The organism is Parabacteroides sp. AF21-43 (genome assembly GCF_003635435.1).
Lineage (GTDB): Bacteria > Bacteroidota > Bacteroidia > Bacteroidales > Tannerellaceae > Parabacteroides > Parabacteroides distasonis.
In genome coordinates this window covers 164,001-185,632 of sequence record NZ_QTMG01000003.1, presented here as the reverse complement: position 1 = coordinate 185,632, position 21,632 = coordinate 164,001, and the positions used below count along the sequence as shown (strand labels likewise).

Here is a 21,632-nt window from a genome sequence, read left to right as displayed (position 1 = left end):
GAATTTATGCTTTGCTTTGTGGCTCATCAGAAAAACAATAGAATATATGATTACTTATTTAATTATTGGAATAACAGTGATTCTCTCTTTTATCTGTTTTAGTAATAGGGAGTTATTTATGAAATTAGCGTTTATCCCATATCGTACGATCCGGAATCATGAATATTATCGTATCGTGACACATGGATTTATCCATGCGGATATGACACATTTGCTAGTGAATATGTTCACGTTCTGGTCATTTGGTCTCTATATTGAACGAACGTTTCGATATATGGGATTCGGCAGTGGGGCTTATCTGGCTCTTTATTTCGGGGGAATGATCGTGGCTTCGCTTTATGATTTGATAAAACGACGTAATGATCCGTATTATGTCTCTATCGGTGCGTCTGGAGCGGTATCGGCGGTTCTATTTACCTCTATATTCCTTGATCCTTGGGGAAAGATCTTGTTTTTCGCCGTGCTGCCTGTCCCCGGAATCGTATTCGGCTTGCTATACCTGGCCTATTGCCAGTATATGGCGAAACAAACAGGAGATAACATAAATCATAATGCCCATTTCTACGGGGCTATTTATGGATTGATTTTCCCAATGCTGCTGGAGCCTTCGTTATTGCATCTCTTTTTGTCTCAACTTACGTTTAAGGGATGATCCACCCTGAACGGATAATTTAAGGTTATTTTTTGTCCGAAGATTATTTCCGGGTAGGTAAACTTGTCTATCTTTGTCCCCTTATAAGCAAAAGTTAGATGAACAAAGATAATAATTTGGGTAGAGTGTTAGCGTTACTGTCGCTGACGTTGTTGATGAGCTTTGGTTTATATAGCCTTCCGGATACATTGTTCGGGTATAAGATCAAAAAGGTAGATCTTTTATCGGATTTCAAGGTGAAAGAGGAAAAGCTCTCCTTGGATTCTTTGAAACAACAATTGGAACAAGCGGACACCCTTCAAGTAGATTCGGTAGCATTAAGGGATTCTATCATGCGTTCCGCCGGAATAGATTCTGCGGCTTTGGCCCTTCGTGATTCGTTATACAAAGCGGTCTATGCTGTTCAAGGGGCGGATTCGCTGGGGGCTCATATCGAGGACTATTCTCTTGGACATATCGGTTTGCAACGATTCTTCGCCGCCTTAAAAAACAGGCGGGAATTGAATCGTCCGGTACGTGTGGCCTTCCTTGGAGATTCTTTTATCGAAGGAGATATTATGGTGGCCGATTTCCGTTCCGGGATGCAGAAGGAATTTGGGGGGCGGGGTGTTGGTTTTGTACCGGTCACATCCGTAGCGGCACAGTTCCGTCCAACCGTGGAGCAACGTGCCTCCGGATGGACTACTTGGTCTATGCTGACAGATCATGAGCATGGATATACTTTATCTGGGATGATGTTCGAGGCAAACGAGGAAAACGCCTCCATCCATGTGAAGACGACTAAGCGTTATCCGGAGCTTCAGACGTTCTCTTCTTTGAAACTGATTTATGAGCAGAATAAGAATACGGAGATGCGCTTGGTTTGCAACGCTTCCGCCGATACCCTACAAGAGATGCTTCCCGCCACATCGATCGTAACCCAATACGAGTTGGAAGGGATGTTCACCGAAGCGGATTTCACTTTTAAGAATACTCCTGAGTTCCGGGCATTAGGGGTCGCTATGGAGGATCATTTAGGTGTCGTGGTCGATAATTTCTCTCTTCGGGGAAACTCGGGTATGATATTGGAGCGATTGGATGTCTCCCGTTGCCAAGCATTGAATAAGATCCGTCCGTATGACTTGATTGTCTTGCAGTATGGGTTGAATGTCGTGAGCGATAGCGTGATGAATTATGGATGGTATAGTAGCCGGATGGTAAAGGTCATTAACCATATACAACTTTGTTTTCCGGAAGCTGATATATTGATGTTGGGGGTGTCGGACAGAAGCCGTCAAGACGATGGGGAATTCGAGACGATGCCGGCCGTGTTAGCCTTGCTGCATGCGCAAAGGCAAGCCGCTAAAAAGGCAGGGGTTCCTTTCTGGAATGTATTCGGTGCTATGGGAGGAGAGAACAGTATGGTCCGTTTCGTAGAATTAAACTGGGCTAGTAAGGATTATACGCATTTAAGCTTTAGGGGTGGACGGGAGATTGCCGATGCCTTGCTGAAAGCGTTATTATCAGAAAAAGATTTTTATGATGAAGCGGAGAAAGTGGTTAATTAGTCTGGTTGTTTTAGGAGTGATCATGGGCTTCTCTGTTCCGAAACCTAAAGCCGGAATAAACGGGGATGTATCTCTTGATAGTTTGGCGGTTCGGGATACTGTAGCGTTGCCTCCTTTATCTTATTCTATGAAAGTGGGAAAAGATACGTTGATCTTACCGGATTCTAGTAAGGCGTGGAATAATTTTTTCAATGAACTGGATTCGTTGCGTGCAGGGAAAGATACGGCTATCACGATCGTCCAGTTGGGGGATTCGCATATCCAAGCCGGACATTTAAGCGGTCGTGTCATGCGCCTTTTCCAACAGGCGTTCGGGAATGCCGGACGAGGCTGGATCGCTCCTTTTAAGTTGAGCAAGACCAACGAGCCGGATGATTACTTTATCAAATCCGTCGCTAAGGATTGGATTGCCGGACGTTGTATTCAGCATGTCCAGAAAACCCCGATAGGGATCGGTGGGATCGGGATTAAGTCTGTTTCCCCCTCGATTAATTTTGATGTCGTGATAACTCCGAATAATGGTGCCGGATACGAGTTTAATGAGGCGATTTTATATAGAGGGGAGAAGTCGATGCCCATGCTTCCTGCCGGGGCTTTGAAAGACTCGGTCCAAACATTCCGTGCGGATACCGTATGTGTTCCCGGTGTATTAGCCGACACTTTCCGGATCTCCTGCTTGACCGATACTCTACAATTGCAGAGTACGAGACGGAAAGAGGGCACGAATACATTGCGACCGGCCTCATCCTTTACGAATTTATATTATGGCCTGACACTGAAGAATGGAGGCAGGGGTATCTTATACCATTCCATCGGAGTGAATGGGGCGATGTATGTGAATTATACGGACGAGGCTTATATACGTCAGTTGGCTTTATTAAAACCGTCCTTACTAATCATCTCTATGGGAACCAACGAGACATTCGGCAGACGTTTTAATACCGATGAGTTTTCCGGCCAGATAGAGGCTTTCTTGGCGATCGTCAAGAAGGAGCTACCGAATACGGCGATCTTACTGACGACTCCTCCGGAATGTTACAAAAGGGTGCGAGTCAATAAGCAGCGAACGTATGTGCGTAATGATAATACCGAGCGGGCTGCCCGTGCTATCCGGAATGTAGCGAAGAAAGAAGAGGTCGCTTGCTGGGATTTATTCACTACGACAGGAGGGAAAAACTCGTGCCGCAAATGGCATAGTTCTCGTTTGATGGGACGGGATCGGATTCACTTTACGAAAGAAGGGTATCAAGAACAAGGAACGCTTCTGTTTAGGGCGTTCATGGAATCATATAATAACCGATAAGAATCTTATATGGAATATAATATACTTAGAGATTGGCTTAGTAATCATCAATTCACGTGGGAGAAACTGGGAGATATCCTAACGTATCATCATAATGCCCCGATCTTGTTTAGTAGCGGGTTGTTCTTCTTCTTGTTTATCGGTTTCCTGATGATTTATATGTCGCTAAGGAAACATACGTTGGCTCGCATTATTTACGTGACACTGTTTTCCCTTTATTTCTATTATAAAAGTAGTGGACTTTGGTTCGGGCTGCTGGTATTTACGGCTACTTCCGATTTCTTGATAGCGCAATGTATCTCGCATACGACATCGGTATTAAAACGTAAATTATTCGTTACGCTTAGTCTCTGCATAAACCTAGGTATGCTGGGGTATTTCAAGTATTTCAATTTCCTAGGCGAACTGTTTACTATGGCCGCCGGGGGAGAATGGCTAAAGATGAACATCTTCCTTCCGGTAGGAATCTCTTTCTTTACCTTCCAGAGCATCAGCTATGTAATAGATGTTTATCGGGGACGGATCCAACCTCTCGGCCGTTGGATCGATTATGTTTTCTATGTATCGTTCTTTCCTCAACTGGTTGCCGGGCCAATCGTTCGTGCCCGGGATTTTATCCCTCAAATGTATAAGAATCCTACGGTGACGCGATCTGAGTTTGGTGAGGGATTGTTCCTTATCTTATGTGGTCTTTTCAAGAAAACGGTTATCTCGGATTATATCAGTATGAATTTCGTGGATCGTATTTTTGACGCTCCGTTGCTTTATACGGGTGTGGAGAATTTATTGGGTGTCTATGGGTATGCGCTACAGATTTATTGTGACTTCTCGGGTTATTCGGATATGGCGATCGGTATCGCTCTGTTGTTGGGATTCCGCTTTAATATAAACTTCGACTCTCCCTATCAATCGGCTACGATTACCGAGTTTTGGCGTCGTTGGCATATCTCCCTTTCCTCTTGGTTAAAAGATTATCTGTATATATCCTTAGGGGGGAACCGGAAGGGGAAGATTCGTACCTATATGAATCTGATGATAACGATGCTGCTAGGCGGGTTATGGCATGGGGCTTCCATTAGTTTCATCTTATGGGGAGCCTTACATGGTATAGCTTTGGCTGCGCATAAGTTCATCATGGGGCATTTCAGTAGCTTTAAGGCCTTAGGATGCGAGATGAAGCCTTGGCGACGGGTATTAGGTGTCCTGATTACTTTCCATGTGGTTTGTTTCGGATGGATCTTGTTCCGGGCTACCTCGATGAAGGCCGTGGGAGAGATGCTTCGCCAGATCTTTACGAATTTTCATCCGGAGGTGTTCATGCAATTCGTCTTAGGATATAAAGGGGTGTTTGCGTTGATGGTGATCGGTTATGTGCTGCATTTTATGCCTAAACGCTCTGAGGATGCCTTGAGAGGAGTCGTGACCCGTTCCCCATTATTGATACAGGCCGCTATATTGGCGATAGCGATTTTCATTGTTGTTCAGTTTAAGAGTGCGGGAGTGCAGCCGTTTATTTATTTCCAATTCTAAGGGGACAAACACATATATCGGCATAGCCTCACGCCAGTATAGGCACAACCCTACACTACTAGTGCCGTAAGGCTACGCCGATACTGATTTCATAGGCAAAGTATCTTAGGTTCATTACTGAAGTATCTTAGGATCGTCGGCCGATGCACCTAAGATATTTTTTTGACATCTTAGTGTGTTCCTATCTAATACCGTTGTAGGGGGGAATCCCGCCAGATTTATCAAACGGTTGTGACATTTAAGTCTTGCGTGAGCCGTAAGACTTAAATGAATTCATTTACTCTGGGGGTTGTGAGCCGGCGGGAAGTTTGATGATGATATTCTTCAAATCCGCCCCGGATACATTTTGGAATACGCTTAGTCCGAACTCCGGTATTACTGCAAGTACATGGTCGAATATATCCGCTTGGATTCCTTCATATTCGACCCATACCTTATTGGATGAGAAGCAATAAAGTTCGATGGGAATACCTGTATCAGTCGGTTGTAGATGCCTTACCATGCAGACTAATTCCTTACTTACCTCCGGGAGGCTTCTTAGGTAACGTACGAGATAAGCACGGAAGACACCCAGATTTGTTTGTCTACGTCCGTTCACCCAAATGGAACTATCGATATGATGCTCTTCATTGTATTCATATAATTCCTGTTCTTTTCCGTCGATGTAATCCGTGATAAGAGAGATCTTACGAAATTTCTCTAGCATTTTCGGGGTACAAAAATGTACGCTGTTCATATCGATATTGATAGAGCGCTTGATACGGCGGCCCGGGGATTCGCTCATACCTCTCCAGTTTTGGAAAGCGTCGCTTACTAAGGCGTAAGGAGGGATGGTCGTAATGGTATTGTCAAAGTTTCTTACTTTCACGGCGTTCAATGTCACCTCGATAACCGTGCCGTCCGCACCATATTTACTCATCGTGATCCAGTCCCCGGCCCGGAGCATATCATTGGCGGATAATTGGATGCCGGCAACGAAACCTAAGATCGTATCCTTAAAGACCAACATCAAGATAGCGGCAGACGCACCCAATCCGGCCAGTAAAGAAACCGGGGATTTATTGATAAGAATACTGATAATCAATATCACTCCAATAAAGAAAACCGTAACCTGCAAGATCTGTATGAAGCCTTTTAACGGCTTGTTCTTAAAGGAATCTTTTTTATTATAGATCTCGTGGATCAGATTTAAGGAAGCGTTTATAAACCTTAAAGAAACCGCTATGATATAAATCTGACAAAGTTTTTGGAGCAATATTAAAATCTTCGGTGTCTCTTCGGCTGAGAAGGCGAATGGTAACAATATATAAATCAATATGGCCGGGATCATATGCATCATCTTATTGATGATCTTACGATCCACGATTAAATCGTCCAGTTGATTTTTCGTCTTCCTCGCTAATCGTTTGAACATACCAAGGAAAATATACCGGCAACTATAATCGATCCCAACGGTGACGGCTATAATAAGTAATAAGATCACTATATTGTCTAGGTAACTGGAATTTTCGCTTATCAACCCCATTTGAACTAATAAATTATATACCCATTCTTGTATCTTGCTCATAAATACGATTTTAAACTTTAAGTAGACAATCCGGAGACGAAGATAGGAAAAATAATCCGAACACGTACTTTAGTCTGAATATTGATATACTTTCAATTCAAATTTAGGAATCATAGCGAAGAAATGGTCGAATATATCCGACTGGATCCGTTCATATTCTTTCCATATTTTATTCCGGGAGAAGAAATAAATCTGGACGGGAACACCATATTCCGTGGATTGAAGTTGACTGATAATTAAATCCAAATCTTGATTTACGACAGGAAGACTTGTCAGATAACGCTCTACATATACACGGAATACTTGGGAGTTTGTAGGTACTACATCCTTATCCGGTTGGTAATCCGCTAATAAAGGAATTTCCTTGCGGAATGTATCTAGCATCTCTGGTGTACAGAACTTGATCGTATTCAAATCGAGATAAATGGACTTCATAACCCTACGTCCTCCAGACTCAACCATTCCGCGCCAGTTTTGGAAAGAACTATTTACTAGATTATAAGGCGGGATTGTTGAGATCGTATTATCGAAGTTCTGAACTTTCACGGTGTTTAGGGTTATTTCTTGAACAATACCGTTCGCGTTGGCAGAAGGCATCGTGATCCAGTCGCCGGGTCGCAACATATCATTCGCCGAAAGCTGTATACCTGCCACGAAACCTAATATGCTATCTTTAAATACCAACATAAGAATAGCTGCCGACGCACCTAATCCGGCGAAAAGGGTAGCCGGGGATTTATTGACGAGAATTGCTATAATGACAATGCCGCCAACGAAGAAAACAAGCACTTGTAATACTTGTATAAAGCCTTTCATCGGCCTGTTTTTCATTTTCTCCTGTTGGTTAAACAAATCCAACATCATTAAGAGAAGACCGTTGAGCGCTAACAGCAGGGAAAATATGATATAGACCGCGCAAATCTTCTGGGAAATGAATAATAATTCCTTTCCTCGGATAAAAGCCATCGGGAGCAAAGCATATACTAAAATGCCGGGAATCGTATGTACGAGATAATGTACGACCTTACGTTTAATTAATAACGTATCCCATTTATAATGCGTATGCTTAACGATACTACGTACCCCTCCGACAAAAATAGCTTGGCATAAATAATCTAATCCGATAGCGACCGCCACTAGTAAGATGGCGATGATCGCCTCGTCAAATGTGTTCGCTATTTTCTCGTCTACACCCCATCCGGTGAGGACTTTGTTCATCCAACTACCTAAATTTATCATAATAATCGTTTTTTGATATAACACTACTCTTAAAAATAGGTTCAATCCTACGTTAAATTTGCCCTTTTGTTAAGATTGCTTGTAAATGTAAGCGTATTAATCCAATTGAAAAATGTATCTTTGTGAAATAATATAAACTTAAATGGATTCCATGAGATCTCTGTTGTCAACCTCAGATTTTCTACAGGTACGAGAGCATAAATTAAGTAATGATTTGACGGTATGGTTGAATGAGGACCATAGCCAACCTAAGATATTCGGAGCCGTAGTCGTAAAAGCCGGAGCTAAAGATTCCCCAAACACAGGTATCGCGCATTATTTCGAGCATATGATGTTTAAAGGAACGGATAAGATCGGGACGATCGACTATGAGTCCGAGAAAGTCTTGCTGGACATTATCGCCGAGAAATATGACGCTTTGGCGGATACCGAGGATCCCAAGATGCGCGCCCATTTGCAGCAAATCATTAACGACCTGAGCGTACGTGCCGCTGAGTATGTAATACCGAACGAGTTCGACCGGTTGATCTCTCGTTTCGGTGGTACGAAGTTGAATGCCGGGACTTCTTACGACTATACATTATATTTCAATACATTCTCTCCGCAATATATCTCCCAATGGGCCGAGATCAATAGTGAGCGTTTGGTAAATCCCGTATTTCGTCTTTTCCAGAGTGAGCTGGAGACGGTCTATGAGGAAAAGAACATGTATGGGGACACGATGGCTAGCGTCGCCATCGAGAAATTGACAGAGCGTTATTTCTATCCGCATCCGTATGCGTATCCGATTATCGGAAGTGCGGAGAACTTGAAGAATCCCCGTCTTTCGGAGATGCGCCGGTTCTTCGAGAAATACTATGTCGCTTCCAATATGGGATTGATCTTAAGCGGGGATTTCGATACGGAGGAGGTCTTGCCAATCTTGGAATCTACTTTTTCACGGATACGAAAAGGGAAGCCGCCCCACCGGGATATCGTTGCGCTTCCACCATTCGAGGGGCGGGAAAAAGTGAGCGTACGTATTCCTATGCCTTTCGTGAAAATTATGGCATTGGGATTCCGGGGAGTTCCTGCGAATCATCCGGATCAAGTTGCGCTCAATATCGCCGTATCTTTATTGAATAACTCCAATGGTACGGGATTTTTGGATAAGCTGACGGTAGATCATAAGGTGATGGGTGCGATGGCGGTTAACCAAAGTATGAATGAGGCTGGAATATTAGGTTTGTTGGTATTTCCGAAGTTCTTTTTCCAGACCTATGCGGCAGCTGAGAAATTAGTATGGAAACAAATCAACCGTATTAAGGAGGGGGATTTTAGCGATGAGATGTTCCAAAGCTTGAAATTGGAACAGAAACGTGAATATGCCTCCAAATTGGAAGACATAAACTCAAGGGCCGAGGTGATGATGCGTATTTTCTCTCAAGGGAAAAGCTGGCAGGATTATTTGGATGAGGTTACCCGTATCGATGCCTTGTCGAGAGAAGACGTGATTGAGGTCGCCAAGAAATATTTTACGGAGAATTATATGTACGTCACGAAGAAGACCGGACGCTATCCAAAAACGATCTTACCCAAGCCGGATTATTCACCGATTATACCGAAGAACTCCGATGCTTCCTCCGCTTATGTGGAACGTCTGGAAAAGATACCCGTACAAGAATTGAAACCGCATTTTCTCGATTTTGAGAAAGACGCCGAGGTCGTATCCTTGCGTCCGCTTGTCACGTTGTATAAGACTCATAATTCCGTAAATGATATATTCTCGCTGACACTATCTTATGGAGTGGGGCAGTTGGAGCTTCGTGATCTTGATAAATTGTCCGCTTATCTACCTTTCGTAGCGACGGAATCGATGTCTTTTGAGGTCTTTCGGGGTAAATTGCAGGAACTTGGTAGTACATTGACTTTTGATTCCACGGATTCTGAGTTTCTGGTGGTGGTGAATGGTTTTGATGGGCATTTTACCCAAACAATGGCTTTGGTCGGCGATTTCTTGCGGCACGCCAAGCCAGATGACAAGAAGTTACGGCAGATTGTGGACGAGGCGAAGGTAACGGAGAAATCGTTGTTCAATTCCAGCGAGAACGTAGCCGATATGCTGTTAGAGAAAGTCAAATTTGGGGAGCAATCCCGTTATTTGACCAAATTATCGTTCGCTGAAATCAAAAAACTAAAAGGAAAGATGTTGCTGGACACCTTCAGTAAGGTACGTTCGGTCGCTTGTAACCTGCATTATTGTGGTACATTGTCTACGGAGGAGGCCGCTCGGCAGATCAAGCTGCATTTACCCTTGGAGGAGGTAAGTATTCCATCGAACTCTCCCTATATTCGTGATCTTATGACGTATGATAAGCCGACTGTCTTTTTCATGGACATGGAGGATGTCACGCAAAGCATAATCTATGCCTATATGTATATCGATCCGTTGAAGGCTAAGGAAGATCGTCCTGTTTCCCGGTTGTTTAGCGCTTATTTCGGAGGGGATATGTCATCCTTGATGTTTCAGGAGATCCGTGAGTTTCGTTCGTTCGCTTATCAAGTAAATGCCCGTTTGAAACATCCTCCTTTGAATCGATCGGAGAAGCCCGCTAGTTTCGTGATGAAATTGGCTACACAGACGGATAAGATGATCGATGCGATGGAAGTGCTGGAAAATCTGGTGCATGATATGCCGGAACGTCCGGAACGGGTGGAGTCGGTGAAGCAGACGATTCGTAATTGGGTGAATAATGAATATCCTACTAGTCGCTCTCTTTCCTTGAAGATCGCCGGTTTCCGGCGTGAAGGGTACGAGAGCGATCCGAACAAGGATTATCTGGAGGTCATCGATCGGATGACTATGGAGGATATCCTTCGTTTTTATAAGGAGAATATACAAGATCATTTAATGATATATGCGATAGTCGGTAATTCAAAGAGTATGGATATGGAGAAACTCTCCAAATTCGGACAGATCGTTAAGGTAACAAGGAAAGACATTTATAAATAATGTATAGTAAGGAGGAACTGAAGAATCTCAAATTGGAGTTTTGGGAAAGCTTCGCCGCTTTTTGTGAGGTGCAACCCTATTTGCGGGGGCGTAAGAAAATTTGGACATTATATGATACGAAGGTAAAGGGCGTTGAGTTGAAATTCGACGCGAACCGCCAAGGGGCTTACGTTATTCTTGAGGTAAACCACCGTAGCGAGGATTTACGTCTGGAAATGTTTGAGCGCCTGACTTGGTATAAAGAGACCTTGGAACAGGATTTTCCCGAAGGCTTGATCTGGGATATTTGTTTTGTCCGTGAGAATGGCCGACAAGTGGCCCGTATCTATGTGGCAAAGGAAGGATTGGATTTGCATCGGCGAGCGCATTGGGGAGATTTTTTCACGTTTATGGCTAGCCAGATGTATTTGTTGGAACGAAATTTTATGGGTATAGCAGAATACTTAAGAGAATAATTACGAGATATGAACCTAAAGGTATTTATCGGAGCTTGCGTACTGTCCGGTCTGGTTGCTTGTAGCTCTGTTAAACAAGATGAGGCCGGTTTGTCCCGGCCCGGTGTGGGCCTTGAGCTGGCGCGATTCCGGAAGGAGCATTTCTCCGATGTCCGTTATAATCTTTTCTTCTCGATCCCGGAATCTCGTGACGAGGCGATCCGGGGAAAGGTGGAGCTATCGTTACGATTAGACGAGAAGCAGCCGCTTATTATTGATTTCCGCGGAGAACAGGAGCAAGTGACATCCGTAACCTTGAACGGAGGCGATATTCCCTACGAGGTGAAAGATGAGCATATCGTGATAGCCTCAGATTGGGTAGCGGTGGGAGAGAACCGGGTAGCGATCGCTTTTACTCCGGCGGATCAATCCTTGAACCGACGGGATGAGTTCCTGTACACGTTATTGGTTCCGGACCGGGCACGTACGGTATTCCCTTGTTTTGACCAGCCGGATATGAAGTCGCTTTTTACCTTGACCTTGGAAGTTCCTTCCACATGGCAGGCCGTGGCGAATGGCGCTATCACACAAACGGATAGTACGGGCGTCTCCGGTCGGAATCGTATTTCTTTCAAGGAGACGGAACCGCTTAGTACCTACCTGTTCTCATTCGTGGCCGGTAAACTGACTCGGGAGGTTTATTCCCGGAACGGGCGGGATATCTCTATTTATCATCGGGAGACAGATCCGAAGAAAATCGCTCAATGCCCAGCCATCGCCGATGAGGTGTTCGACGCATTGGAATGGCAGGAAGACTTTACAGGTATTCCTTATCCTTTCGCTAAATATGACGTGATTATCTTACCCGGTTTCCAATATGGGGGTATGGAACATACGGGTGCTACTTTATATACGGATCGCCGGATGTTTCTGGATGAGCATCCTACCTTAAATGAGCGATTGAGTCGGAGTTCCTTGATCGCACATGAAACCTCTCATATGTGGTTTGGCGATTATGTAACGATGAAATGGTTTGATGATGTATGGACTAAAGAGGTTTTCGCTAATTATTTCGCTTCCCGTATCGTAGAACCTTTGTATCCGGACGTGAATCACCGGTTGAATTTTATCCGGGATTATATTCCCGCGTCTTATTCGGAAGACCGTACGGCGGGTGCGAATCCGATCAAGCAAGATTTGGATAATTTGCGGAACGCCGGTTTGGTATATGGAAATATCATCTATGATAAATCTCCCGTGATTATGGAGATGTTGGTACGTGTTCTGGGAGAAGACGCTTTCCAGCAGGGAATCCGTGAGTACTTGACTACTTATGCGTATGGGAACGCTACGTGGGAGGGCTTGATCCGTATCTTGAATAAATATACGGAAGAGGATCTGGCCGCTTGGAGTGAGGTGTGGGTGAATCAGAAGGGTATGCCGGAGATTACGGCTTCGGTTAAGGACGGCGAGTTGGTCGTAGAGCAGCGTGATCCGTTGGGCCGGGGTTTAAAATGGCCGCAAGAATTAACCTATCGGGTGATCTGTGGAACGGATTCGGAAGAAATCCCGGTTTCTCTCGAAGGAAACTCTGATTCCTTCCGAATGAAATTAAGTTTTCTTCCGAATGGAAATTGTGTCATTCTTCCGAATATAAATGGGCGTGGTTATGGCTTCTTTAAAATAACAGAGGGGGAGTCTTCCGGTCTATGGTCTGTGCTTCGCTCATCGGAAGATGAGGTGTTGAAGGGATCTTTGCTGATTACCCTTTATGAGAATCTTCGTTGGAAAACGATTTCTCCGCAAGGGTTCCGTGAAGAGATGTTAGCGTATTTACCGAATGAGTCTAATTCTTTATTGTTCTCGATGGCTTTAAGCTATTTAGGAGATTGCCAGCGGATATTCCCGTCGGATTCTCGTCCGTTGGAACAGGTCTTGTGGAAGATCGTGACAACGAATCCCGTATCCCAACATCGCTTGCAGGCGTTTCGTTTGTATCGTTCGATAGCGGATTCAGAGGAGGCGGTACAACGTCTGTATACGTTATGGCAGGAACGGAAAGCTCCGAAAGATTGTACGTTGAGCGAGAGTGATTATATTGGCTTATCCTATATGCTGGCGATGCATTTGCCGGAAAAAGCGGATAAGATTATCGCTACGCAATTATCCCGCATACAGAATCCGGACCGGAAGAAGGAGTATCAATTTATCTCCCCATCCGTATCGCCCCGCAAGGCGGAACGTGACAGTGTCTTCGCTTCCTTGTTGATCGCCGGGAATCGTAGGGTGGAGCCATGGGCCTCTTCCGCTCTCGCTAATTTGAACCATCGCCTACGAGAACAAGAGTCGGTCGCTTATATCCGTCCGGCCTTGGAAGCGATGCCGGAAGTACAGCGGACTGGCGATATCTTTTTCCCCACCGCTTGGGTTCGCTCCTTGCTTTCCGCCCATACATCGAAGGAAGCTCGGGAAGAAGTTGATGCGTTTTTTACCGCGCATCCGGACTTCCCCTTGATGCTTTCCAATAAGATTAAGCAGCAAGCGAGTCATTTGTATTAAAGTAAATCATTATCTTTGTCCTTGAGAACGAATTAATAAGAAAGGAGTATTTGTATGACGGCAATGGAACTAAAATGCCTAAAGATGGATTTGGTCGAAGAATTGTTAAGCATCGATGATAAAGACACGCTCAACCGTGTGAAGAACTATCTGAAAAAGCTGAACAATAAAATTAGGACAAAAGCCGAAGAGGAAGAAACGGAATATATTAGCAAGGAAGAAATCTTGGCAGGGATTGATGCCGGGCTGAAAGAGATGCAAGAGCGTAAGCGTAGTGGAAAGAGAGCGAAACACTTAGAAGAACTTATCAATGAATTATAGCATAGTATTTGACAAGTCGTTTGAAAAAGAGGTAAAACGCTTGAGCAAACGTTATCCTTCATTGAAATCGGATTTGATAGAGTTTCAGGAAGAGATCTATGCGAATCCCCAGATCGGGACCGATCTCGGCCGTAAAATCCGTATGCGTATCTCTTCCAAAGGACGAGGCAAAAGCGGTGGGGCAAGGGTTATCTCTTTTACGGTAGTGGTAGCCATCGATGAGACAGAGATCAACTTGCTCTACATCTACGACAAAGCAGAACGTGAATCTATAAGCTTGAAAGAGATAGAAGAGTTGCTCCGTAAGAACGGATTGAAGTAATATAGATATTGTGATAATATTTTGTCAGAAATATTTGTTCTTTCAATTATTATTGTAACTTTGCGACGTAAATAACAAAAGAAATGAAAATAACGACTACATTGCATCACCATCATCATTACAGCGGGCGATAGTTCGGTGGGCTGAATGGTATGTATGTACTCATGATAAAAAGATAAAGGCTTGCCGTTTTGCGGTAAGCCTTTTTTTGTTGATATTTATAATATAAAAATAAGATATAGTTATGTTGAGAATCGCGGTACAATCGAAAGGCCGTCTGTACGACGAGACCATGATGTTGCTTGAAGAAGCGGGTATTAAACTAAACAGGGGTAAACGCATTCTGTTATTATCGGCAAAAGGTTTTCCGGTAGAGGTATTATTTCTTCGTGATGATGATATTCCTCAGTCTGTAGCTAACGGTGTGGCGGATATTGGTATTGTCGGAGAGAACGAGTACGTGGAGAAAGGGCAAGAGGCGAAATTGATCAAGCGTCTGGGCTTTAGTAAGTGCCGTCTATCCTTAGCGATCCCAAAAGATGAGGAATATAAGGGGGCTGAATGGTTTGAGGGAAAAACGATCGCTACTTCCTATCCCGTGATCCTACGGTCTTTCTTAGAGGAGAGAGGCGTGAAGGCGGATATTCATGTAATCAGCGGCTCTGTGGAAATCGCCCCGGGCATTGGTTTGGCGGACGCTATCTTTGATATCGTAAGCTCCGGTAGCACTTTGGTAAGCAATCAATTGAGAGAAGTGGAGGTAGTCCTTCCTTGTGAGGCTTTATTGATTGCCAACAATAATCTATCCAAAGAGAAACTGGAGATCTTGGATGAGCTTCTATTCCGCTTCGAGGCGATTCAAGTCGCCGAGGGCAAGAAGTACGTGTTGCTGAACGCTCCGAAAGAAAAGCTGGATGAGATTATCGAGGTGCTTCCCGGTATGAAGAGCCCGACCATAACGCCTTTGGCAAACGATGAATGGGTCTCTGTTCAATCCGTGATCGCCGAGAAGCATTTCTGGGAAATTATTGGTAAACTAAAATCATTGGGGGCTGAAGGTATCTTAGTGCTTCCGATCGAGAAAATGATTGTATAATATGGAGATTATAAAATATCCCGGACGTGAGGAATGGAGCTCACTAACCAAACGTCCCGCATTAGATGTAACCACCTTGTTCGATACGGTCCGTACGGTATTGGACGAGGTACGCGAGCAGGGTGACACTGCCGTAAAAGCGTATGAGGAAAAGTTTGATAAAGTGCTCCTTTCTTCCCTTCAAGTCTCGGAAGAAGAGATGCGGGAAGCGGATGCCTTGGTCGCTGAGGACTTGAAACAGGCGATTCGTACGGCAAAGGCGAATATCGAGAAGTTCCACGCCTCACAACGTTTCGAGGGAAAGAAAGTGGAGACTACCCCGGGAGTCACTTGTTGGCAGAAAGCGGTAGCGATCGAGAAAGTCGGTTTATATATTCCGGGCGGAACGGCGCCTTTGTTTTCCACGGTATTGATGTTGGCAGTGCCCGCACGTATCGCCGGATGCAAGGAGATCGTATTATGTACGCCACCGAACCGGGAAGGGAAAGTACATCCCGCTATCCTGTTCGCCGCGGAGGTTGCGGGCGTAAGTAAGATATTCAAGGCTGGAGGAATCCAAGCGATAGCGGCGATGGCCTATGGGACGGAATCGGTCCCCAAGGTGTATAAGATCTTTGGCCCCGGTAATCAATACGTGACGGCGGCGAAGCAATTAGTAAGCCTAAAAGAAGTCGCCATCGATATGCCCGCCGGACCATCCGAGGTAGAGGTGATCGCAGACGAGACAGCAAATCCCGATTTTATCGCCGCCGATTTCCTCTCGCAGGCCGAGCATGGGGTGGATAGCCAAGCGATCCTCGTAACCGCTTCGGAAACGATCGTGGAACCCGTGGCCCGTGCCATCCAAGAGCAACTCGATCGTTTGCCTCGAAAGGAGATTACCGAGAAATCGTTAGCGCACAGCCGTATCATCGTATTGAAAGATTTGCGGGAAGTCGTGGACTTCACGAACCAATACGCTCCCGAGCACTTGATTATCCAAACAGCGGATTACACCGCTATCGCAGAGCGAATCGAGAACGCCGGCAGTGTCTTTATGGGGCCATATACTCCGGAAAGCGCAGGCGATTATGCTTCCGGCACGAATCATACCTTGCCGACCAACGGTTATGCCAAGGCATATAGTGGCGTAAACTTGGATAGTTTCATCAAGAAGATCACTTTCCAAGAGATCTCTTCCGATGGTATCCGTGCCTTGGGTAGCACGATCCAAACCATGGCGGCCAACGAGCATCTGGATGCTCACCGCAACGCAGTAACAATTAGATTGAACACGATATGAAAGACCTGAAAGATTTAGTAAGACCGAATGTCTGGAATTTGAAACCGTATTCATCCGCACGTGATGAGTTTCATGGGGATGCCTCCGTTTTTCTGGACGCGAATGAGAATCCGTGGAATGTGCCGTATAACCGTTATCCCGATCCCTTGCAGTGGAAATTGAAGGATCGTCTGGCCGTACTGAAAGGCGTGGATCGTAGCTCGATCTTCTTGGGCAATGGCAGCGACGAGGCTATCGATCTGGTGATCCGTGCCTTTTGCGAGCCGGGGTTGGATAGTGTGGTGACGATCTCGCCGTCGTATGGTATGTATGAGGTGGCAGCGAATGTAAATAACGTGGAATGTCGCAAGGTCTCTTTGGACGAGAATTTCGACTTGGACGCTGACCGAGTGTTGGAATCGGCGGACGAGTGGACTAAAGTGATCTTCCTATGTTCCCCGAATAACCCCAGTGGCAATAGCCTGGATCGTGGCTCGATCTATAAGATATTGAAGAATTATGAAGGAATCGTGGTGATCGATGAGGCTTATATCGACTTCTCCGCTTATCCCTCTTTCTTAAAGGAATTATCGGGATTCCCAAACCTGATCGTTCTTCAAACCTTGTCGAAAGCGTGGGGAGCGGCGGGTATTCGTTTGGGTATGGCATTCGCCTCTCCGGAGATTATCGGAGTCTTGAATAAGATCAAATATCCGTATAACGTCAACCAACTTACGCAGGAGAAAGCTTTGGAGCTTTTGAATGACGAGGCGACCATGAAACACCAAATGAACGAGATTCTCACGGAGCGTAACCGGCTGGAGAAGATCCTGTCCGAGCCTCCTTTCTCCTATCAAGTATATCCTTCGGACGCTAATTTCTTGTTGGTGAATGTCGCCAAGGCGGATGCCATGTATAATGGGCTCGTGAAGAAAGGGATCGTAGTGCGTAACCGTAGCAACGTGCAGAAATGCCGGGGTTGCCTTCGTATTACGATCGGTACGCCGAAAGAGAATGATAGCTTATTGAATGCGATGAAAAACATGAAATTATGAGCACGAGGAAAAGAGCGTTGTTTATCGATCGAGACGGCACGCTTGTAAAAGAGCCGCCCGTAGATTATCAATTGGATAGCTTGGAGAAACTAGAGTTTGTCCCGAAGGTGATGCGTAACCTCTATTTCATTCGCGAGCGGTTGGATTTCGAGTTCGTGATGGTCTCCAACCAAGACGGGCTGGGTACGCCCTCTTTCCCGGAGGAGACTTTCTGGCCTGCCCATAACTTGATCCTAAAAACACTGGAAGGCGAGGGGATCGTGTTTGATGATGTATTGATCGATCCTTCCTTTCCCGAGGATAATTCTCCGAATCGTAAGCCTCGTACAGGAATGCTTACGAAATATATGACAGGTGAATACGATCTGGAGAATAGTTTCGTGATCGGAGACCGCCTTACGGATATGGAGTTGGCCCATAATCTGGGCGCTAAAGGTATCTGGTTGCGCCCGGAGGAGGGAGCGGAGACTGAGTTAGCGGCTTACGCTACCTCATTGTCTCCCGTTTATATCACGGATGATTGGGATAAAATCACCGAGTATCTGTTTGCTGGCGAGCGTCGTGCGGTCGTACGGCGTGCCACGAAGGAGACGGATATTTATGTGGACTGGAATCTGGATGGAACCGGAAAGACATCTATCTCTACCGGGCTTGGTTTCTTCGATCATATGTTGGACCAGATCGGTAAGCATTCCGGTACGGATCTGACGGTACGGGTAAAAGGCGACCTGGAGGTCGATGAGCATCATACGATAGAGGATACGGCGATTGCCCTTGGCGAGGCGATGCTGAAAGCGCTGGGTGATAAGCGAGGGATCGAGCGTTATGGGTATTGCCTTCCGATGGACGATTGCTTGTGTAGCGTGGCGCTGGATTTCGGTGGCCGTCCTTGGTTGGTTTGGGACGCTGAGTTCCACCGTGAGAAAGTGGGAGATATGCCTACGGAGATGTTCCTCCATTTCTTCAAGAGCTTGAGCGACGCTGCCCGCATGAATTTGAATATCCGTGCCGAGGGTACGAACGAGCATCATAAGATAGAAGGTATCTTCAAGGCCTTGGCCCGCTCGATCAAGATGGCGATCCGACGGGATATTTATCGGTTTGAGCTACCGAGTACGAAAGGACTCTTGTAATCTGTAAAAAACACTACTGTATTTGTGCACGAATACAGTAGTGTTTTAGTCTGAATACTATTGTGTTTATCCACAAACACTATAGTGTTTTCGACTCAGATTCTATGACATCAGATAAACCGATAAAAGCCTATAGAGGATATTCCTCGAAAGCATATAGAACCGTGGAGAGATACCTTTCTCCTGTGTCCGGAAGCAACGCCACGATCGTTTTTCCCTCATTCTCCGGAAGTTTAGCTAGTTCCACGGCGGCGTATACAGCGGCGCCGGAAGATATTCCTACCAGCAACCCTTCCTTCCCGGCCAGTTCCCGGCTGGTACGGATAGCGTCATCGTTCGTTACTTGCAGGATCTTGTCAACTACCTCCCCGTTGTAGGTCTTGGGGATAAAGCCGGCTCCGATGCCCTGTATCTTGTGCGGGCCGGGCTTGCCTCCGGAAAGTACCGGTGAATCGCTAGGTTCTACCGCTACGATTTGTACGTTCGGGTTGTGAGCTTTCAATCCGGCACCGACACCGCTGACCGTGCCTCCGGTTCCTACGCCGGCTACAAACAGATCGACTTTACCATCCGTATCACGCCAGATCTCTTCGGCGGTCGTACGGATATGTACGGCCGGGTTAGCGGGATTCTCGAATTGTTGTAGGATGATGGAACCGGGAGTCGCGTCACGCAGTTCCTCCGCTTTGGCGATGGCTCCTTTCATGCCTTCCGCCCCGGGGGTGAGGACGAGCCGGGCACCTAACGCTTTCAATAAATTACGACGCTCGGCACTCATGGTATCCGGCATGGTCAGGATTAATTTGTAGCCTTTCGAGGCGGAGACAAAAGCAAGTCCGACTCCGGTATTACCGCTGGTCGGTTCGATAATGGTAGCGCCGGGTTTCAACAAGCCTTTAGCCTCGGCGTCCTCGATCATCGCCAAGGCGATGCGGTCTTTTACGCTACCAGCCGGGTTGAAATATTCCAGCTTGCCGATTACTTGGGCTTTAAGGCCCTTGCTCGCGTTGAAATTAGAGAACTCCAACAGGGGAGTGTTGCCGACAAGGTCGGTCAGTTGTCTTGCTATTCTTGCCATATACAAATGAATTTTGTTGTTTCTGGATTCTTTTATTTATATGACAAAGATAGTGGATGGATTGTTTACGGCATATACCATAAACCGGGTATTTTTTTACCTCCTTCTATGCGTCACGCACAAAAGGAGGTTACAATCATAATTATATACAAGTCTGAAAGGACTATCTTTAATGTCTGCCTCCTCCTAAGGCTTGGTAGAGGTTTACGGTGGCTTGAAGCTCGTCAAAACGATCCGTTACTTGGGAGAGCTGGGCGCTGAGCAGGGTTTGCTGTGCCGTGAGCACTTCCAGATAAGTGGTGTTTCCATGCGTCATCAGCAATTGGGTGCTACGGACGGCATCTTCAAGCGATTCGATTTGGTGTGTACGCAAGTCGATCTTTCCCTTTGCGGTCTGGGCTTGGGTAAGTGCGTCGTTCACCTCTTTTCCGGCGTTGAGCACGGTTTGTTGGAAAGTGAGCTTGGCCTCTTCTTGCTGCGCTTTCGCTATTTTCAATTGGGCGATATTCGCTCCTTTGTTAAATAGCGGTTGCGTGAGGGAGCCGACCGCCGATAGTAATAGTTTACCCGGATTTACGATGTAACTACCTGCGCTGTTTGTCCATCCCGCGCTGCCGCTAAGACGTAGCGAGGGATAAAAATTGGAGCGTGCGGAGGCTGTCCCGTAGAACGCTTGCGCCAATGCGTACTCGGCGCTACGTACATCCGGACGGTTCGAGAGCATCTGTACCGGGATACCGATAGCCAGATCCGGGGTTAAGGATTGGTCTTCCAACCTTCCTCGCTCAATATCCTGAGGTGTCTCTCCCAATAAGACGGCAAGTGTATTCTCGGTCTCCCGGATGGTCTGTTCCAGATCCTTAACAGAGGTCTCGATGGAGTAGCAAGTAGCCTCGGTTTGCGATACGGCCGCCTCGGTAGTCATGCCGGCTGCCATTAATGCTTGGGTGGTACGAAGGCTTTCTTGCCATTTCACGGCGGTTTCTGTCGTGATCTCGTATTGCCGGTCCAGCATCAATAAGGTATAATATAAATTGGCGATATTGGCGATCAGTTGTGTTTGTACGGCTTGGCTATACGCTTGGCTTTGCGACAAGGCGGCTTTCGCTTGTCGTTTGGCGTTTGTCAGCCGGCCGAAGATATCGACCTCCCAACTGGCCGATACCGGGACGTTGTATGTCCACGACGCTTTCGCCTTATCAAAGCTACTTGTCGTGCCCTGTGGATCTAGGGAGAGCGACGGGAGGTAGGAGAGGCGGGAGGTCATTAACGCCGCCTCGGCTTCTTGCACCTTTAGATGGGCAATCCGCAGATCTGTATTATTGGCTAATCCCCGTTCGATCAAGGATTGCAAGGCCGGATCGGTGAACAGGTCTCGCCAACTGATATTCCCGATGGAGAAGGTGTCTGCCGGGGCTATCTCCTCCCGGTATAGATTCTCCGGGAGGGTGGTGACAGGCTCGTATTTCTTGTAAATGCCGCAGCTGTTCAACGCTAGCGTCGCTACGGCAAGGAGTATGATGTTATTCTTCATATACAATAT

At 46.1% G+C, this 21,632-nt stretch carries 17 protein-coding genes; 13 read left to right on the top strand and 4 right to left on the bottom strand.

The window, feature by feature from the left end; translation table 11 throughout:
* Window positions 1-46: 46 nt before the first annotated feature.
* From DWX84_RS03865 to DWX84_RS03850, 4 genes are all read left to right on the top strand, one after another.
* Entirely contained in the window at window positions 47-652 is a 606-nt protein-coding gene (locus tag DWX84_RS03865) for a rhomboid family intramembrane serine protease (RefSeq protein WP_005862629.1), read from the top strand.
* A 98-nt stretch (window positions 653-750) separates the two neighbouring features.
* Window positions 751-2,199: a hypothetical protein gene (locus DWX84_RS03860; RefSeq protein WP_036650953.1), complete on the top strand. Its 1,449-nt coding sequence runs from the start codon at window positions 751-753 to the stop codon at window positions 2,197-2,199.
* On the top strand, window positions 2,171-3,502 hold the full coding sequence (locus DWX84_RS03855) for a GDSL-type esterase/lipase family protein (RefSeq protein WP_048927247.1): 1,332 nt from the start codon (window positions 2,171-2,173) through the stop codon (window positions 3,500-3,502). Before DWX84_RS03860 ends, DWX84_RS03855 begins: the two co-directional genes overlap by 29 nt.
* A 9-nt stretch (window positions 3,503-3,511) precedes the next feature.
* Window positions 3,512-5,032, top strand: coding sequence for an MBOAT family protein (locus tag DWX84_RS03850; RefSeq protein WP_011966257.1), 1,521 nt, complete (start codon window positions 3,512-3,514; stop codon window positions 5,030-5,032).
* A 277-nt stretch (window positions 5,033-5,309) separates the two neighbouring features.
* Here DWX84_RS03850 and DWX84_RS03845 read toward each other — a convergent pair whose 3' ends face one another.
* Entirely contained in the window at window positions 5,310-6,599 is a 1,290-nt protein-coding gene (locus tag DWX84_RS03845; RefSeq protein WP_057326544.1) for a mechanosensitive ion channel family protein, read from the bottom strand.
* A gap of 69 nt (window positions 6,600-6,668) precedes the next feature.
* Window positions 6,669-7,838 carry a mechanosensitive ion channel family protein gene (locus tag DWX84_RS03840; RefSeq protein WP_005857209.1) on the bottom strand — a complete coding sequence of 390 codons (1,170 nt, stop codon included), beginning with the start codon at window positions 7,836-7,838 and terminating at the stop codon, window positions 6,669-6,671.
* Between the two features lie 142 nt (window positions 7,839-7,980).
* Between DWX84_RS03840 and DWX84_RS03835 the strand changes: the two genes are divergently transcribed.
* The 9 genes from DWX84_RS03835 (at window position 7,981) to hisB (ending at window position 19,011) form a co-directional block, all read left to right on the top strand.
* Window positions 7,981-10,830: a pitrilysin family protein gene (locus tag DWX84_RS03835; RefSeq protein WP_121962316.1), complete on the top strand. Its 2,850-nt coding sequence runs from the start codon at window positions 7,981-7,983 to the stop codon at window positions 10,828-10,830.
* Window positions 10,830-11,285, top strand: a complete 456-nt coding sequence (locus DWX84_RS03830; RefSeq protein WP_005857205.1) for a DUF4268 domain-containing protein — start codon at window positions 10,830-10,832, stop codon at window positions 11,283-11,285. The genes DWX84_RS03835 and DWX84_RS03830 overlap by 1 nt, the downstream gene beginning before the upstream one ends.
* 9 nt (window positions 11,286-11,294) lie before the next feature.
* Window positions 11,295-13,823 (top strand): M1 family aminopeptidase, encoded by a 2,529-nt coding sequence (locus DWX84_RS03825; protein ID WP_122377424.1) that lies wholly within the window; start codon window positions 11,295-11,297, stop codon window positions 13,821-13,823.
* A 54-nt stretch (window positions 13,824-13,877) separates the two neighbouring features.
* Window positions 13,878-14,144 carry a hypothetical protein gene (locus tag DWX84_RS03820; protein ID WP_036615828.1) on the top strand — a complete coding sequence of 89 codons (267 nt, stop codon included), beginning with the start codon at window positions 13,878-13,880 and terminating at the stop codon, window positions 14,142-14,144.
* Window positions 14,134-14,466 carry a type II toxin-antitoxin system RelE/ParE family toxin gene (locus DWX84_RS03815; RefSeq protein ID WP_036615831.1) on the top strand — a complete coding sequence of 111 codons (333 nt, stop codon included), beginning with the start codon at window positions 14,134-14,136 and terminating at the stop codon, window positions 14,464-14,466. The genes DWX84_RS03820 and DWX84_RS03815 overlap by 11 nt, the downstream gene beginning before the upstream one ends.
* 244 nt (window positions 14,467-14,710) lie before the next feature.
* On the top strand, window positions 14,711-15,562 hold the full coding sequence (gene hisG, locus DWX84_RS03810) for an ATP phosphoribosyltransferase (RefSeq protein WP_005857196.1): 852 nt from the start codon (window positions 14,711-14,713) through the stop codon (window positions 15,560-15,562).
* Window position 15,563: 1 nt separating this feature from the next.
* Entirely contained in the window at window positions 15,564-16,844 is a 1,281-nt protein-coding gene (gene hisD, locus DWX84_RS03805; RefSeq protein WP_122377423.1) for a histidinol dehydrogenase, read from the top strand.
* On the top strand, window positions 16,841-17,878 hold the full coding sequence (hisC, locus tag DWX84_RS03800; RefSeq protein ID WP_057326548.1) for a histidinol-phosphate transaminase: 1,038 nt from the start codon (window positions 16,841-16,843) through the stop codon (window positions 17,876-17,878). The genes hisD and hisC overlap by 4 nt, the downstream gene beginning before the upstream one ends.
* Window positions 17,875-19,011, top strand: coding sequence for a bifunctional histidinol-phosphatase/imidazoleglycerol-phosphate dehydratase HisB (gene hisB, locus DWX84_RS03795; protein ID WP_122377422.1), 1,137 nt, complete (start codon window positions 17,875-17,877; stop codon window positions 19,009-19,011). Before hisC ends, hisB begins: the two co-directional genes overlap by 4 nt.
* A 130-nt stretch (window positions 19,012-19,141) precedes the next feature.
* Here hisB and cysK read toward each other — a convergent pair whose 3' ends face one another.
* A complete protein-coding gene (gene cysK, locus DWX84_RS03790; protein ID WP_005862606.1) occupies window positions 19,142-20,089 on the bottom strand; it encodes a cysteine synthase A in 948 nt (315 codons plus the stop codon).
* A 169-nt stretch (window positions 20,090-20,258) separates the two neighbouring features.
* Complete coding sequence (locus DWX84_RS03785) at window positions 20,259-21,623, bottom strand: efflux transporter outer membrane subunit (protein ID WP_122377421.1); 1,365 nt, start codon at window positions 21,621-21,623, stop codon at window positions 20,259-20,261.
* Window positions 21,624-21,632: the final 9 nt, after the last annotated feature.